This is a genomic window from Rhizobium sp. CF122 (assembly GCF_000282035.1).
In the GTDB taxonomy this organism is placed as follows: Bacteria; Pseudomonadota; Alphaproteobacteria; order Rhizobiales; family Rhizobiaceae; genus Rhizobium.
The window spans coordinates 46,405-60,236 of sequence record NZ_AKKA01000067.1 but is presented as its reverse complement, the minus strand read 5'-3'; the positions used below and the strand labels follow the sequence as shown (position 1 = coordinate 60,236).

The window sequence follows — 13,832 nt, the reverse complement described above, 5'->3', positions numbered from 1 at the left end:
CAAAATTTCACAGAAACAGCCCGTTCTTCATGCTCCGCATCAGATCCGTGACTTTGTCGTCGGGTTTTTCCCACAACATAATACGCAGTTCGACGACGAGATCGCCCCTGCCGCCGTCCGTGTTCGCCAACCCCTGACCCTGAATCTGGATGGTTTTGTCGGAGCCCGACCAGGCGGGAATCGTGACGGTGACGGGACCATTGGGGCCTTCAATACGCGCTTCGGTTCCGAGCACCGCATTCTCGATCGTTACCGGCAGCACCGTGTGCAGATCGAAGCCATTGACCGTAAACCGTTCATCCGACGCAATGTGGATGCTGACGACAGCATCGCCGCGCTGCAAACCGGCGAGCTTGTGGCCCTGACCCTTCAGACGGATCTGATGACCTTCCGTCGTGCCGGCCGCCAGCGCAAATCCCGTGTCACGACCGTCACCGAGGTCGACCGTGACCCAACTGCCTTTGATGACCTCATCGACTGTGACGGTCTTCGTTACGAACTGGTCTGGCGCTTTTTCGGGCGCGGCAGCGCTGCCGCCGGTAAAGCGGCGAACGAGTGAAGTCAGCAAGCTAAGCGGCTGCATGACCGCGGAGGCCTGAGTGGTCGCGTCCTCAGCAGCTTGCTGTTCAGCCTCGGCGTTGGCTGCATCCGGCTGTTTGTCTGCACTCGCAATTTCCGCCTCCGGCCGCTTCGAAGCACCGGCGGCGGCAAAACCTTGGGTGCGGCCGCCACCGGCCGCAGCGCGTGCCTGCGTGCCGAAGATACGCTCGATCATTTCTTCTGGCGGCTCGGCCGTACCTGTCTTCCGCTGCTTGGCGGCGTCCGCCGCAGCCTTCTGCGCGGCGGCGCGCGCAAGCTCTTCCATAACGCGCTCGGCATTGGCCTGAGCGGCCTTTGCACGTGCGGCAGCTTCGCGAGCTGCCTGACGCTGTTGCATGATCGTGTTCTCGTTGGCCTTGGCTTCTGCCATGCGCGCGGCATTGTCGAAGAGGCTCCGCTTCTTCGGATCCTTCAACGTTTCATAGGCGCGGCCGATCTCGGCAAAGCGCGCGCTCGCCGTCGGGTCGCCCTGATTGTGATCAGGGTGAACGGCCTTGGCCATGTTACGCCAGGCTGCCTTGATTTCGTCCTGGCCCGCGTCCCGCTTGACGCCCAAAATCTTATAAGGATCGCGCATGTCCCAAACCGCCGGTGTTCCGATGCGGTGTGCCTGTCCTCTGCCCTAGCACCCCGAAGCCTCTCACTTGGCGCCCGGCCTCATCCACAGGAAGAAACCGTGCCCACCTGAGGCGGATTGTGGATAGAAGTTGCTAATCAGTTCTTATTCGACGTGGGAGACGTCTCGCTTTTGCGCCGAATGGTTAGCCTTTTGCTAAACATCATGAGAGAACGGAGCGCGCGTTAAGCATGCTCGGCACGGCGTTCAGCTTTCCGGCTGGAAACTCATGAGCTGCCAGTTTCCGCCGCCGACCAGGCAGGTCTTGCCGTAGAATTTTGCGATGCCGACATAGGAATGCCGCGTCGTGCGGAACTGGCGGCAAACCTTGCCGGAATCCGTATTCTCGACGATCGTATCGATGACGCCGGCGCTGCCGGTCGACGCGTTTGCCCAGGGGAGGGGACGGCCCTCCAGCCGTTGGATATCGGCTGAGGTCACGGCGTTGCCGACGGTCATTTCGTCGGAGATCGAGTCGCTCGTCGGCGCGGGCTGCGGCACGGTGCCCGTTGCAACCGACCGATCGACCTTGGAGCTGCTGAAGAGATCCAAACCGCTGGAAATGCAGCCGGAGAGGGAGAGCACCGCCGCACCGACAATGCAGAAGGCCGCGCTGCGACGCAGCAGACCCTTTGTATCACGATCTGACTTTGCTATGACTTCCACCCTGCGTCCTGTCCAGTAGCCAAAGGCTGGGCAAATTTCGAATAAACCCGGGGCATTTGAGCTAATATGTCGGCAAATGAGTTAACAAGCGGTGACTTCACCGAGCGAAACGAACCGTTCGATCTTTTTGCCGAGTGGTTGAAGGAAGCGGAGGCTTCCGAGATCAATGACCCGAATGCGGTAGCGCTTGCGACGGTCGATGAGGACGGCCTTCCCAATGTCCGCATGGTTCTCCTTAAGGGATTCGATCACGAGGGCTTTGTCTTCTACACGAATTTCGAGAGTCAGAAAGGTCAGGAAATCCTCGGGCAGAAAAAAGCGGCCATGTGTTTCCACTGGAAAACGCTGCGGCGGCAGGTTCGCTTGCGCGGACCTGTGGAAATCGTGAGCGACGAAGAAGCCGACGCTTACTTCAAGACGCGAGCCCGCGGCAGCCGAATCGGTGCCTGGGCATCCAAGCAGTCGCGGCCGCTGGAGAGCCGATTCGCGCTGGAAAAAGCTGTAGCCGAATACACCGCCCGCTATGCAATCGGGGAGATCCCGCGTCCGGCGCATTGGTCGGGCTTCCGGATCCGGCCGGTATCGATCGAATTCTGGAAAGATCAGAAATTCCGCCTGCACGACCGCATCGAGTTCCGCCGGCCTTCGCCAGAAGGCGATTGGACGAAGGTCCGCATGTATCCCTGATCAGGCATCAGCAGGAGCGTTCACGCCCTGTTTGGCGCAAACCGGAACGGAATACCGGAGGCAAGGCCGGACACGTACCGCACGTTCTGATAAATTCCGTTGATCGAGAATCTCGGCAGATAGGTGATGCTGCCGAGCGAGCGCTGGGTGACGACACCGGGTTGGGTCGTTACCGCGATCTGGAAACCGACTTCGCGTGCGATGGCTGCCTGCCTCTGTGTTGCCGCCTCGCGTGTGCCGTAAGGGTAGGCGAAGGAGCTTGGTCGGTCGCCGGTGATCGCAGCAACGTAGTCCCGGGACGCCTCCATCTCGTCGCGAACCTCCGGGTCGGAGAGTCGCGACATCGCCCTATGGCTGATTGTGTGCGCGCCGAGCGAGGCGAGGGGGCTGGCCTCGAGGAGATTGAGTTCCGCCGGGGTCATGACGAGATCGTCGACGATTTCGTCCGGATCGATCTCGTGCTTTCGCGCCATTAGATCGATGGCTGCGACGGCGGCGCTCTCGTCATGACGATGAAGATGGTTGGCGATGCGCGCGAAAACGCGCTCCTTTGCATCGGTCGTCGTGACGTCGAGCATCTCGTGGCCGCTGCCGAAATCGAAGCCGAGCTTCTCTTCCTTGCGTAGAAGTGCTGCAAGCGTCTCCCACCAGATCGTATGCGTGCGTTCGGCAAGGCCCTTGGCGACGAAGACGGTAAAAGGCGCCTCGTGCTTTTCGAAGATCGGTAGGGCGTAGACGAGATTGTTGCGGTAGCCATCATCGAGGGTGAAGGCGGCGAAGGGTTGACTGGACGCGGTTTGCGAAAGCAGTGCCGGAATCTCGGCAAGCGCCACGAAGCGATAACCGTCACTCTTCAGGCGATCGAGGACGAGATCGAGGAATTCCGGCGTGATTTCCAGATGCGCATTGGGCTCGAACGTGCTCTCTTCGTGCGGACGGACATGGTGGAGCGTGAAGATGGCGCCAAGTCCGCGAGCGCCGCGCATCACGCCGGCTGCGCGCAGCAGATTGGCAGTCTCAAGACCGCTTGCGATCGCAATCCGCTTCGCAAGCTTTTTGACGCTCGCCGTCATCTCATTCGCCCGCTGGTTTCCGGAGCGGCGAAACTAGCAAGCCCGAGGTTAAGTCTTGCTGAATGAGGATTTTTGAGTGTCCTCTTTACGGGATTTTCACTATGAAGGATAAAACTTGTCAAAAATCATACCAGTCGCCGCAAAGTCGCGCCACATTGGCGGCTTCTGTAGCGGAACGGGACAAATCCGAATGGCGCCGGCTATTCGTTCATCGAGGGGAATTGCATGAAGAAGCTGTTGGCCGCGATTATGACCGCGACGCTCGTCGTTGCGGCGCCGTTGACGGCGATGGCCGGCAGCGCCTCCCTCATATTGGATGCCCGTACCGGCAAGGTGCTCAGCGCCGAAAATGCCGACGTTCTGAATCACCCCGCTTCGCTGACGAAGATGATGACCATCTACATGGCATTCGAGGCGATCAACCGTGGCAAGCTCAGCTGGAACACACCGCTTGTCATGTCGAAATACGCCGCCTCGCGTCCGCCGACGAAGCTCGGCGTTCGCGCTGGCGATTCCATTACGGTTCGCGATGCGATCCTTGGCATGATCACCAAGTCTGCCAATGATGCCGCCGCCGCCATGGCCGAGAAGCTAGGTGGTTCGGAAAGCAACTTTGCCCGCATGATGACGCAGAAGGCCCGGCAGCTCGGCATGAACCGCACGGCTTTCTATAATGCGTCCGGCCTTCCCGATGGCCGGCAGGTCACCACGGCGCGCGACATGTCCACGCTTGCCGTGGCGCTGATGCGGAATTATCCAAGCGAGTATCGCCTTTTCTCGACAGCCAGCTTCAATTTTCGTGGGCGCACGATCCGCGGTCACAACAACCTGATGTACCGCTACCAGGGCATGGATGGCATCAAGACCGGCTACACCAACGCATCCGGCTTCAATCTGGTCAGCGCCGTAAAGGACGGCAACCGCCGCGTCGTCGGTGTCGTGCTTGGCGGCCGCACCGCCCGCAGCCGCGACGCCAAGATGGCGGGTCTGCTCGACAAGTATCTCGGCCGTGCGTCAACCGGCGGTAAACTGGTTGCAAGCATCAATGCGCGCCAGCAGGTGGAAGTTGCTTCCGCGGCTGATGACAGCGACATGCCGATCCCGGAAACTGCGCCGCGCACAAATGAACTCTCGCCGAAGGCGCTCGGCTATCTGAGCGATGCGACTCCGATGGAGCGTCCGTCCGCTCTCGGAGAAATAACCAACGCCAGCAAGCCCGCCGCCAAATCCGCCGGCGCGCCGTCTGCTTCCGGCGACTGGCAGATTCAGATCTCGGCCGCATCGAGCGACGATGCCGCCCGCGCCCTTCTTGCCCAGGCCAAGGCTGAAGGTGGTGCGGCGCTGAAAGCCGCGTCGCCCTATACCGAGGCTGTCGGCAATGGCGCCAACAAGGTTTATCGCGCTCGCTTCATCGGCTTCCAGAGCCGTGAGGCGGCTACATCTGCCTGCGATGCCCTAAGACAGCGCTCCTACGACTGCATGCTGCTGCCCGATCACGGCTGATCAATCTCGACTTTCCAGCAGAATCAGGATTCTCCTTTATAAACAAAAGGAGAACGTCATGCTGAATGATCTCGCCGAAAAGTTCGAGCGTGCTTCGCGGAACTATGCCGATGCCAACGGCATAGAGCGCGACGCGGACTGGTTTCTGCTGAAGCTTCAAGAGGAAATCGGCGAACTCACCCAGGCTTGGAACCGGGTCAGCGGCAGAGGGCGTCGGAAAGGCAGGTCGGATGAGGAACTGGCTCGCGACCTCGCTGATGAGACGGCCGATGTCCTCGGCCACATCCTGCTTTTCGCGCACAGGAACGATCTGGATCTGGCGGCGGCGGTCAAGCGCAAATGGCTCTTCCAGCCCGAGGAGGGCCAGACCTAGGCTGCGGTGATCATGCGCCGGTAGAATTTGGTATCAACGGCCATCAGCGGAAACGATCGCGGAAGCTCGCTTTTCGAAACTTCCAAAAAGCCGTTCTTTTCGTAGAAGCGATGCGCGGCGAGGAACTTGTCGGTCGTTCCAAGGAAGATATCCTTGATCCCATGATCTTCTGCGTGCGCCACCAGTTGCGCCAGAAGCCGTGCCGCGACGCCGTGTTCGCGACCGCGCACCTCAGCCGCGACAAACATCTTGCGCAATGCCGTCTGATCGTTGCCGATGTCCTTCAGCCCGATCGTGCCGACGATCTGGCCGTCGCGTACGGCAACCCAGAACTGACCTTTTCCAGACTGATAGAAATCGGAAATGACGGCAAGATCCGGCTGATCGTCAGCCGTAATCGCAATACCGAATTCCTCGCGCTGGATCGGCAGGATCACCGAGAAAACATCATCGATATCGGAGGCGACGAAAGGTCTGATTTCGATTTCGCTCATCGCCGCTCCCCGTTCTCGACTAAGCCTTCGTGCCGCCGACGGTCACCTGATCCATTCTGAGGTGCGGTTGGCCGACGCCGACCGGAACCCACTGTCCGGCCTTGCCGCAATTGCCGATGCCGGTGTCTAGCTTCATGTCGTTGCCGACCATTGAAACGCGCTTCATCGCCTCCGGGCCGTTGCCGATCAACATTGCGCCCTTGATCGGTGCACCGATCTTGCCGTTGTCGATCAGGTAGGCTTCGGTGCAGCCGAACACGAACTTGCCGGAGGTGATATCCACCTGGCCGCCACCGAAGGAGACGGCATAGATGCCCTTCTTGACGGAAGAGATGATTTCCTCGGGCGTCTTGTCGCCGCCCAGCATGTAGGTGTTGGTCATGCGGGGCATCGGAACGTGTGCGTAGCCCTGGCGACGGCCGTTGCCGGTCGGTGTCATGCCCATCAGACGGGCATTCTGCCTGTCCTGCATGTAGCCGACGAGCCTGCCGTTTTCGATCAGCACGTTGTAGGCGGACGGTGTGCCTTCATCATCGATGGTGATCGAACCGCGGCGGTTGTCGATCGTGCCGTCGTCGACGACGGTCACGCCGGGTGCTGCAACCATCTGACCGAGAAGGCCGGCAAAGGCCGAAGTCTTCTTTCGGTTGAAATCGCCTTCCAGCCCGTGGCCGACCGCTTCGTGCAGCATGACGCCCGGCCAACCGGAACCGAGCACGACGTCCATGGTGCCTGCCGGCGCGTCGATTGCCTCCAGATTCACAAGCGCCTGCCGCAAGGCTTCGTCTGCGCCGAATTGCCAGCTGTCCTCGGTGATGAAGTCGCCAAAGCCGATACGGCCGCCACTGCCATAGGAGCCGCTCTCCTGGCGCTCGCCTTCACCCACGATGACCGAGATATTGATGCGCGTCATCGGCCGGATATCGCGTACGCGGTGACCATCGGCGCGAAGAATGTCGACGACCTGCCAGCTGGCGGCCACGGATGCGGTCACCTGGCGCACCTTGTCGTCCTTGCCGCGCAGATAAGCGTCGATATCGGTCAGCACCTTGACCTTCTCCTCGAACGTCGGCGCGCCGATCGGGTTTTCGTCCGAATAGAGCTTCTTGTTCGTCCGCTGGGGAGCCGCGGCATAACTACCGGAGTAACCGCGGGTGACAGCGCCAACGGCATCAGCAGCACGTCTCAAGGCGGCGACGGAGAGGTCGCCCGCATGCGCATAGCCAACCGCTTCGCCGGCCACCGCGCGCAGGCCAAAGCCCTGTTCGGTGTTGAAGCTGCCGCCCTTCAGTCGCCCATTATCGAACATCAGCGATTCCGCCTGGGCGTGTTCGATGTAGAGCTCCCCGTCGTCCGCGCCCGAAAGCGCCTCGGCAACAAGCGAACGCATCTTCGCTTCGTCGGCATCGAAAAGCGTGAGGAGATCCGTATTCATGTCTTTGTGCTCCGCTGAAGCAGGAATGCTCTCAGCCGATGTAGGTCCGGTGGACGGTTCGAGCAAGCCCCGAAAAAACGAGACGATCAGGGGAGGGCGTCGTAGCCTTCGGCGAAGCCCTTGAGATCGACGGGGATGCCGATCCCTTCTTCCGGCGTCTGGAAGACGATGAAGGTGGCGCTGGCGCCGCTGCGGAAGGTCTTCAGCAGTTCGTCCTCGAGAACAACCTCGGCATAGCAGCCATCGGCGAAGCAACGGACGAAATAGGCCCGGCCGATGTCCTTGCCGTCGACATTGAGGCCGAGGCCGTTCGGCAGCAGAACGCCGAGCGGGGCCAGAACGCGCAGGATCTTCGACTTGCGGTCGGCGGTCTTCAGGACGACGACGGAGAGACCGACCTCAGGCCGATCCTCGGCGATGACGTTCTGCATCAACGCGCACTGCTCGGTCGAGGCGCCGGCCGGCTTGTCACACACGACTGACCATGCGCCGTGGTTCGACTTTACGGTGCCGGGTGCCTGCGGCTGCGTCTGGCCGGGTGTTGCCTGCGTCGCCGGAGCTTGGGGCGCGGGCTGTGCCGGCGCGGGTTGCTGCTGGGCGAAAGCGGGAGCAGTCGCTGCTGCCGCAATGCACGCTGTCAGCACAAACGGCCGTGCGAGGGAACGGAAACCCATGAAAACCTCTGCAATTCGAATCAGTGCCGCTAAGTTGGGGCGCGCCATCAAAAATGAAAAGCCCCACCCGCTGAAAAGCCGGGGACTACGGCGGAAATGGGACGTTTATCCGAGAATGTTGGCGGACGGCACGGGCCGCAAGCGATATTTCACGGATTACAACGAAAAGATGGAATGTTTCGTTATGCTTGGATCAACCTGTTTGAAAGCGAAAATGCCGCACGAACAAACGCTTTGGGCTGTTGCGATCAATGACAAACTGTGGTTTGAAGCGCTGAGATGGCAAGGATTCTGTGCGCGATTTTGCACAGATCAGCGCTCGAGGGAGATTTTAAGGTGATTAAGAAGGCTTATGCAGCTCTGACCGCGCTGGTCTGTCTGCTTTTTGCTTCCGGCAGTTATGCCGACCAACCGATGCCGTGGCAGGCGACGTTGCAGCCGGCAGCCACGCCGATCATGCGGGACATTCATTGGTTCGAACAATATACCCTGTGGTTTATCGTTCCGATCACGCTCTTCGTTCTGGTCCTTCTTATCGTCGTCTGTCTCAAGTTCCGCGCCGGTGCAAACCCGGTGCCGTCCAAGACGAGCCATAATACGTTGATCGAAGTTGCCTGGACCGTGGGACCGGTCCTCGTGCTTCTTTTCCTCGCTGTGCCTTCGTTCAATCTTTTGACCGCCCAGCTGACCCTGCCGGAAAATCCGGATGTTACCATCAAGGCGACCGCCACCCAGTGGCAGTGGAACTACGAATATGAAGGCTCGGGCGAAACCCCGGTTGCTTTCGATTCCTATCTCCTGAAGGATCAGGACCGCGCAGCTGCTGGCAAGGACGACAAGTCGAAATATCCGCGCCTCCTGGCTGTGGACAATGAACTGGTGCTGCCGGTCAACAAGACCGTCCGCGTTCTCGTGACCGCTGCCCCAACCGACGTCATTCATGCTTTTGCGATGCCGTCCTTCGGCGTCAAGATCGATGCCGTTCCGGGTCGCCTCAACGAAACCTGGTTCCGCGCCGAGCGCGAAGGCCTGTTCTACGGCCAGTGCTCCGAGCTTTGCGGCAAGGACCACGCGTTCATGCCGATCGCCATCCACGTCGTTTCCGAGGACAAGTACAAGCAGTGGCTCGCCGCTGCCGCCAGCGATCTGCCCGGCGCGTACAAGACACTCATGGCCGCAACCGATGGTCCTGCAAAGACCGTCGACGTTGCCGAAAACGTCGCACAGTAAGGGAAGAGGGAACGGGACATGGCTGGACCTTCCGCACACGACGATCATCACTCGCATGATCATTCTCATGGCGCACACGCCCATGACGACCATCACGATCACTCGCACAAGCCGAGTTTCATCAATCGCTGGTTCTTTTCGACGAACCACAAGGACATCGGCACGCTTTACCTGATCTTCGCGATCATCGCCGGCATCATTGGCGGCGCGCTTTCCGTTGCCATGCGCATGGAGCTGCAGGAGCCGGGCATCCAGATCTTCCACGGTCTGGCATCGATGGTTTACGGCTACGAAGGCGACGCCGCCATCGACGGCGCCAAGCAGATGTTCAACATGTTCACCACCGCTCACGCGCTGATCATGATCTTCTTCATGGTCATGCCGGCGATGATCGGCGGCTTCGCCAACTGGATGGTCCCGATCATGATCGGTGCGCCTGACATGGCGTTCCCGCGTCTGAACAACATTTCCTTCTGGCTGATCGTTCCGGCCTTCCTTCTGCTCATCCTGTCGATGTTCGTCGAAGGACCTGCCGGCGCTTACGGTGCGGGAGGCGGCTGGACGATGTATCCGCCGCTGTCTAGTTCGGGCACGCCGGGTCCTGCGGTCGACCTTGCGATCTTTGCGCTCCACATCGCCGGTGCGTCCTCGATCCTCGGTGCGATCAACTTCATCACCACGATCCTGAACATGCGCGCTCCGGGCATGACGCTGCACAAGATGCCGCTCTTCGCCTGGTCTGTGCTGATCACCGCCTTCCTGCTGTTGCTGTCGCTTCCGGTTCTGGCCGGCGCCATCACCATGATGCTGACGGACCGCAACTTCGGTACCTCCTTCTTCGTACCGGAAGGCGGCGGTGACCCGATCCTCTACCAGCACCTGTTCTGGTTCTTCGGTCACCCGGAAGTGTACATTCTGATCCTGCCGGGCTTCGGCATCGTCAGCCACATCATCTCGACCTTCTCGAAGAAGCCGGTCTTCGGCTATCTCGGCATGGCCTACGCCATGGTGGCGATCGGTGCCGTCGGCTTCGTCGTCTGGGCGCACCACATGTACACGGTCGGCCTGTCGCTCGATGCGCAGCGCTACTTCGTGTTTGCAACGATGGTCATCGCCGTTCCGACGGGCGTGAAGATCTTCTCCTGGATCGCAACGATGTGGGGTGGCTCCATCAGCTTCCGCACGCCGATGGTCTGGGCGATCGGCTTCATCTTCCTGTTCACGGTCGGCGGCGTCACGGGTGTTCAGCTCGCCAATGCCGGTCTCGACCGCTCGCTGCATGACACCTACTACGTCGTGGCTCACTTCCACTACGTTCTGTCGCTTGGCGCCGTCTTCGCCATCTTCGCTGCCTGGTACTACTGGTTCCCGAAGATGACCGGCTACATGTACAACGAGTTCCTCGGCACGCTGCACTTCTGGGTCATGTTCGTCGGCGTCAACCTGGTGTTCTTCCCGCAGCACTTCCTTGGTCTCGCCGGTATGCCGCGCCGCTACATCGACTATCCGGATGCGTTTGCTGGCTGGAACTATGTTTCCTCGATCGGCTCCTACATCTCGGCCGTCGGCGTGCTGATCTTCCTGATCGGTGTCTTCGAGGCTTTCGCCAAGAAGCGCGTTGCCGGCGACAATCCGTGGGGTGAGGGCGCAACGACGCTCGAATGGCAGCTGTCTTCGCCGCCGCCTTATCACCAGTGGGAACAGCTCCCGCGTATCAAGTAAGATGCGAGAAATTGCGACCGCCGCGTGTTACAGTGCGGCGGTCGGCTTACAGGTTTGCAGGACAAGAGAATGACAGTAATCGGCAATCGCAAAGCTCTGGCACACGACGGCGAGTTCCGCCTGTCGGAGGCGAGTGCGCGCGATTATTTCGAGCTCCTGAAGCCGCGTGTCATGTCGCTCGTGGTCTTCACGGCATTTGCCGGTCTCGTTATGGCCCCTGGGCACATCAACCCGGTGCTCGGCCTCATCGCCATCCTTTGCATCGCCATCGGCGCGGGCGCTTCCGGCGCACTGAACATGTGGTACGACGCCGATATCGATGCGATCATGACCCGTACCGCCAAGCGTCCGATCCCGGCTGGCCGCATCGCTCCACGCGAGGCGCTGGCATTCGGTCTGGTACTTTCCTGTTTCTCGGTGACGATCCTCGGCCTCGCGGTCAATTGGCTCGCAGCCTCGATCCTCGCCTTCACGATTTTCTTCTACGCCGTGATCTACACGATGTGGCTGAAGCGCTCGACGCCGCAGAACATCGTCATCGGTGGGGCAGCCGGCGCCTTCCCGCCGATGATCGGCTGGGCCTGCGTGGCCGGTACCGTCACGATCGAAAGCTTCGTGCTGTTCATGATCATCTTCTTGTGGACGCCTGCCCACTTCTGGGCTTTGGCTCTGTTCAAGATGGAAGACTACGAGGCGGTCGGCGTCCCGATGCTGCCGAATGTCTCGGGCGAGCGGACCACCAAGCATCAGATCGTCGCTTACGCCGTGTTGACGGCGATCTGCGGCGTGCTGCCGACGGCGCTCGACTTTGCGAGCCTTGGCTATGGCCTGGTTGCCGCCGCGCTTGGCGCAATCTTTATTTACTGTTCCATCGCCGTCTGGCGGATGCCGGACGGCGATGAGAAGATGATCCCGGCGAAGAAGCTCTTTGGCTTCTCGATCCTGTATCTCTTCGCGATTTTCTCCGCCCTGATGTTCGACCGGCTTGCGGCCGTGCTCGTTTCACATGCGGGAGGCATTTTCTAATGGACGTCGTCAAGCTTACGGAAGCGCAGCGCAAGTCGCGCCGCAACCGCAACGTCGCTCTCGGCCTGGTTCTGGGCGGCCTGGTCGTGCTCTTCTACGCGATTACGATCGTGAAGTTTACGTCGGGGCACATGGGATGAGCGAGATGCAGAGCGCACCGAGGAAGCCGCGCAACAACGGCGCCATCGTTCTTATGTGCCTTGCCTTCGTCTTCGGCATGGGCGCAGCGAGTTATGCCGCGGTACCGCTCTACAGGATGTTCTGCCAACTCACCGGCTACAATGGGACGACGCAGCGCGTCGAGCAGGCCTCCAGTGTGATTCTCGACCGCAAGATGCGAGTCACCTTCGATGCCAATATTGCGCCGGGTCTCGACTGGGAGTTCAAGCCGGTCGAGCGCGAGGTCAATCCGCGCATCGGCGAAACCATTCAGGTGAATTTCGTCGCCGTGAACAAGTCGAACGAGCCGCAGCGCGGCCAGGCTGTGTTCAACGTGACCCCCGGCGAGGCCGGCGCCTATTTCAACAAGGTGCAGTGCTTCTGCTTTAACGAAACCGTCCTGAAGCCGGGCGAAAAGCTAGAAATGCCCGTCGTATTCTATATCGATCCTGATATTACCAAGGCTGTGGAATCGAAGGATATCCACACCGTTACCTTGTCCTATACGTTCTATCCCAAAGAGGGTCCGAAGCCGCTGGCTTCGAATGAGGGTAGAACGGTAAAGCTTGAAAAGAAACTTTGATTGAGGTTCGTTTCCGGCTATGCCGGAGCGGAGAGGAAGAGATCCGGGGATAGCTTACATGGCTGATGCTCATCAGAAACATCACGACTACCACATCATCGATCCAAGCCCGTGGCCGCTCTTGGCTTCGATCGGCGCGTTCGTCATTACATTCGGCGGCGTCGGCTACATGCGCTATCTCAATGGCGGCTCGCTGCACCTCTTCGGCGTCGAGTGGGCTCATCCGTGGCTGTTCTTCATCGGCCTTGCGATCATTCTCTACGTCATGTTCGGCTGGTGGTCGGACACCGTGAAGGAAGCGCATGAGGGTGCCCATACGCGCGTCGTCTCGCTGCACCTGCGCTACGGCATGATCATGTTCATCGCTTCGGAAGTGATGTTCTTCGTCGCCTGGTTCTGGGCCTATTTCGACGCGAGCCTCTTCCCGAATGAAGCGATCCAGGCCTCGCGCCTCGCCTACACTGGTGGCCAGTGGCCGCCGAAAGGCATTGAGGTCCTCGATCCGTGGCACCTGCCGATCTACAACACAGTCATCCTGCTTTTGTCCGGCACGACGGTCACCTGGGCGCACCACGCGCTGCTGCACAACGACCGCAGGAGCCTGATCCAGGGCCTGACGCTGACCGTTCTGCTCGGTGTCCTGTTCTCCGCCGTGCAGGCCTACGAATACGCTCACGCTCCGTTCGCCTTCAAGAACTCGATCTACGGCGCGACTTTCTTCATGGCTACTGGTTTCCATGGTTTCCACGTTTTCGTCGGTACCATCTTCCTGCTGGTCTGCCTGCTGCGCGCGATCCGCGGGGACTTCACGCCGAAGCAGCATTTCGGCTTCGAGGCGGCGGCCTGGTATTGGCACTTCGTCGACGTTGTCTGGCTGTTCCTGTTCTTCTGCATCTATGTTTGGGGCGGCTGGGGCGCGCCACTGGCTGCGGGCTGAGCCGCAGGTCACGAAACTGAAAAAGGGCGGGTGCCGTGGCACCCGCCCTTTTTG

Annotated in this window: 16 protein-coding genes; 10 read left to right on the top strand and 6 right to left on the bottom strand. The window is 60.2% G+C overall.

What is annotated here, in order from left to right; all coding sequences use genetic code 11:
• Window positions 1-7 precede the first annotated feature (7 nt).
• Together PMI09_RS11355 and PMI09_RS11350 are read right to left on the bottom strand one after the other, a co-directional pair.
• On the bottom strand, window positions 8-1,177 hold the full coding sequence (locus tag PMI09_RS11355; RefSeq protein ID WP_007793160.1) for a DnaJ C-terminal domain-containing protein: 1,170 nt from the start codon (window positions 1,175-1,177) through the stop codon (window positions 8-10).
• A 246-nt stretch (window positions 1,178-1,423) separates the two neighbouring features.
• Window positions 1,424-1,882, bottom strand: coding sequence for an RT0821/Lpp0805 family surface protein (locus tag PMI09_RS11350; protein ID WP_007793157.1), 459 nt, complete (start codon window positions 1,880-1,882; stop codon window positions 1,424-1,426).
• A 66-nt stretch (window positions 1,883-1,948) separates the two neighbouring features.
• Between PMI09_RS11350 and pdxH the strand changes: the two genes are divergently transcribed.
• The gene (pdxH, locus tag PMI09_RS11345; RefSeq protein WP_007793154.1) at window positions 1,949-2,569 is read left to right on the top strand and encodes a pyridoxamine 5'-phosphate oxidase; all 621 of its coding nucleotides are present in this window, start codon (window positions 1,949-1,951) and stop codon (window positions 2,567-2,569) included.
• Window positions 2,570-2,589: 20 nt separating this feature from the next.
• On the opposite strand, the gene PMI09_RS11340 is transcribed toward pdxH, so the two are convergent.
• Complete coding sequence (locus PMI09_RS11340; RefSeq protein WP_007793151.1) at window positions 2,590-3,642, bottom strand: polysaccharide deacetylase family protein; 1,053 nt, start codon at window positions 3,640-3,642, stop codon at window positions 2,590-2,592.
• A gap of 225 nt (window positions 3,643-3,867) precedes the next feature.
• Here PMI09_RS11340 and PMI09_RS11335 point away from each other — a divergent pair, with 225 nt between their 5' ends.
• Both PMI09_RS11335 and PMI09_RS11330 read left to right on the top strand, forming a co-directional pair.
• Complete coding sequence (locus PMI09_RS11335; RefSeq protein WP_007793148.1) at window positions 3,868-5,145, top strand: D-alanyl-D-alanine carboxypeptidase family protein; 1,278 nt, start codon at window positions 3,868-3,870, stop codon at window positions 5,143-5,145.
• A gap of 58 nt (window positions 5,146-5,203) precedes the next feature.
• Window positions 5,204-5,518, top strand: coding sequence for a hypothetical protein (locus PMI09_RS11330; RefSeq protein WP_007793144.1), 315 nt, complete (start codon window positions 5,204-5,206; stop codon window positions 5,516-5,518).
• Here PMI09_RS11330 and PMI09_RS11325 read toward each other — a convergent pair.
• From PMI09_RS11325 to PMI09_RS11315, 3 genes are all read right to left on the bottom strand, one after another.
• Window positions 5,515-6,012: a GNAT family N-acetyltransferase gene (locus PMI09_RS11325; protein ID WP_007793141.1), complete on the bottom strand. Its 498-nt coding sequence runs from the start codon at window positions 6,010-6,012 to the stop codon at window positions 5,515-5,517. The two genes, PMI09_RS11330 and PMI09_RS11325, sit on opposite strands and share 4 nt — an antisense overlap.
• Before the next feature lie 19 nt (window positions 6,013-6,031).
• Window positions 6,032-7,447 (bottom strand): metalloprotease TldD, encoded by a 1,416-nt coding sequence (gene tldD / locus PMI09_RS11320; RefSeq protein WP_007793138.1) that lies wholly within the window; start codon window positions 7,445-7,447, stop codon window positions 6,032-6,034.
• 86 nt (window positions 7,448-7,533) lie between these two features.
• Window positions 7,534-8,121 carry an invasion associated locus B family protein gene (locus tag PMI09_RS11315; protein ID WP_007793136.1) on the bottom strand — a complete coding sequence of 196 codons (588 nt, stop codon included), beginning with the start codon at window positions 8,119-8,121 and terminating at the stop codon, window positions 7,534-7,536.
• Between PMI09_RS11315 and PMI09_RS31580 the strand changes: the two genes are divergently transcribed.
• From PMI09_RS31580 to PMI09_RS11280, 7 genes are all read left to right on the top strand, one after another.
• Window positions 8,120-8,461 (top strand): hypothetical protein, encoded by a 342-nt coding sequence (locus tag PMI09_RS31580; RefSeq protein ID WP_037082779.1) that lies wholly within the window; start codon window positions 8,120-8,122, stop codon window positions 8,459-8,461. The two genes, PMI09_RS11315 and PMI09_RS31580, sit on opposite strands and share 2 nt — an antisense overlap.
• Window positions 8,458-9,351 carry a cytochrome c oxidase subunit II gene (gene coxB / locus PMI09_RS11305; RefSeq protein WP_007793133.1) on the top strand — a complete coding sequence of 298 codons (894 nt, stop codon included), beginning with the start codon at window positions 8,458-8,460 and terminating at the stop codon, window positions 9,349-9,351. Before PMI09_RS31580 ends, coxB begins: the two co-directional genes overlap by 4 nt.
• Window positions 9,352-9,369: 18 nt before the next feature.
• Entirely contained in the window at window positions 9,370-11,073 is a 1,704-nt protein-coding gene (gene ctaD, locus PMI09_RS11300) for a cytochrome c oxidase subunit I (RefSeq protein WP_007793131.1), read from the top strand.
• A gap of 69 nt (window positions 11,074-11,142) precedes the next feature.
• Window positions 11,143-12,099 (top strand): heme o synthase, encoded by a 957-nt coding sequence (locus tag PMI09_RS11295; RefSeq protein ID WP_007793127.1) that lies wholly within the window; start codon window positions 11,143-11,145, stop codon window positions 12,097-12,099.
• Complete coding sequence (locus tag PMI09_RS31720) at window positions 12,099-12,239, top strand: hypothetical protein (RefSeq protein ID WP_007793125.1); 141 nt, start codon at window positions 12,099-12,101, stop codon at window positions 12,237-12,239. Before PMI09_RS11295 ends, PMI09_RS31720 begins: the two co-directional genes overlap by 1 nt.
• On the top strand, window positions 12,236-12,841 hold the full coding sequence (locus tag PMI09_RS11285) for a cytochrome c oxidase assembly protein (protein WP_037082775.1): 606 nt from the start codon (window positions 12,236-12,238) through the stop codon (window positions 12,839-12,841). The genes PMI09_RS31720 and PMI09_RS11285 overlap by 4 nt, the downstream gene beginning before the upstream one ends.
• Before the next feature lie 58 nt (window positions 12,842-12,899).
• A complete protein-coding gene (locus tag PMI09_RS11280; RefSeq protein ID WP_007793120.1) occupies window positions 12,900-13,778 on the top strand; it encodes a cytochrome c oxidase subunit 3 in 879 nt (292 codons plus the stop codon).
• Window positions 13,779-13,832: the final 54 nt, after the last annotated feature.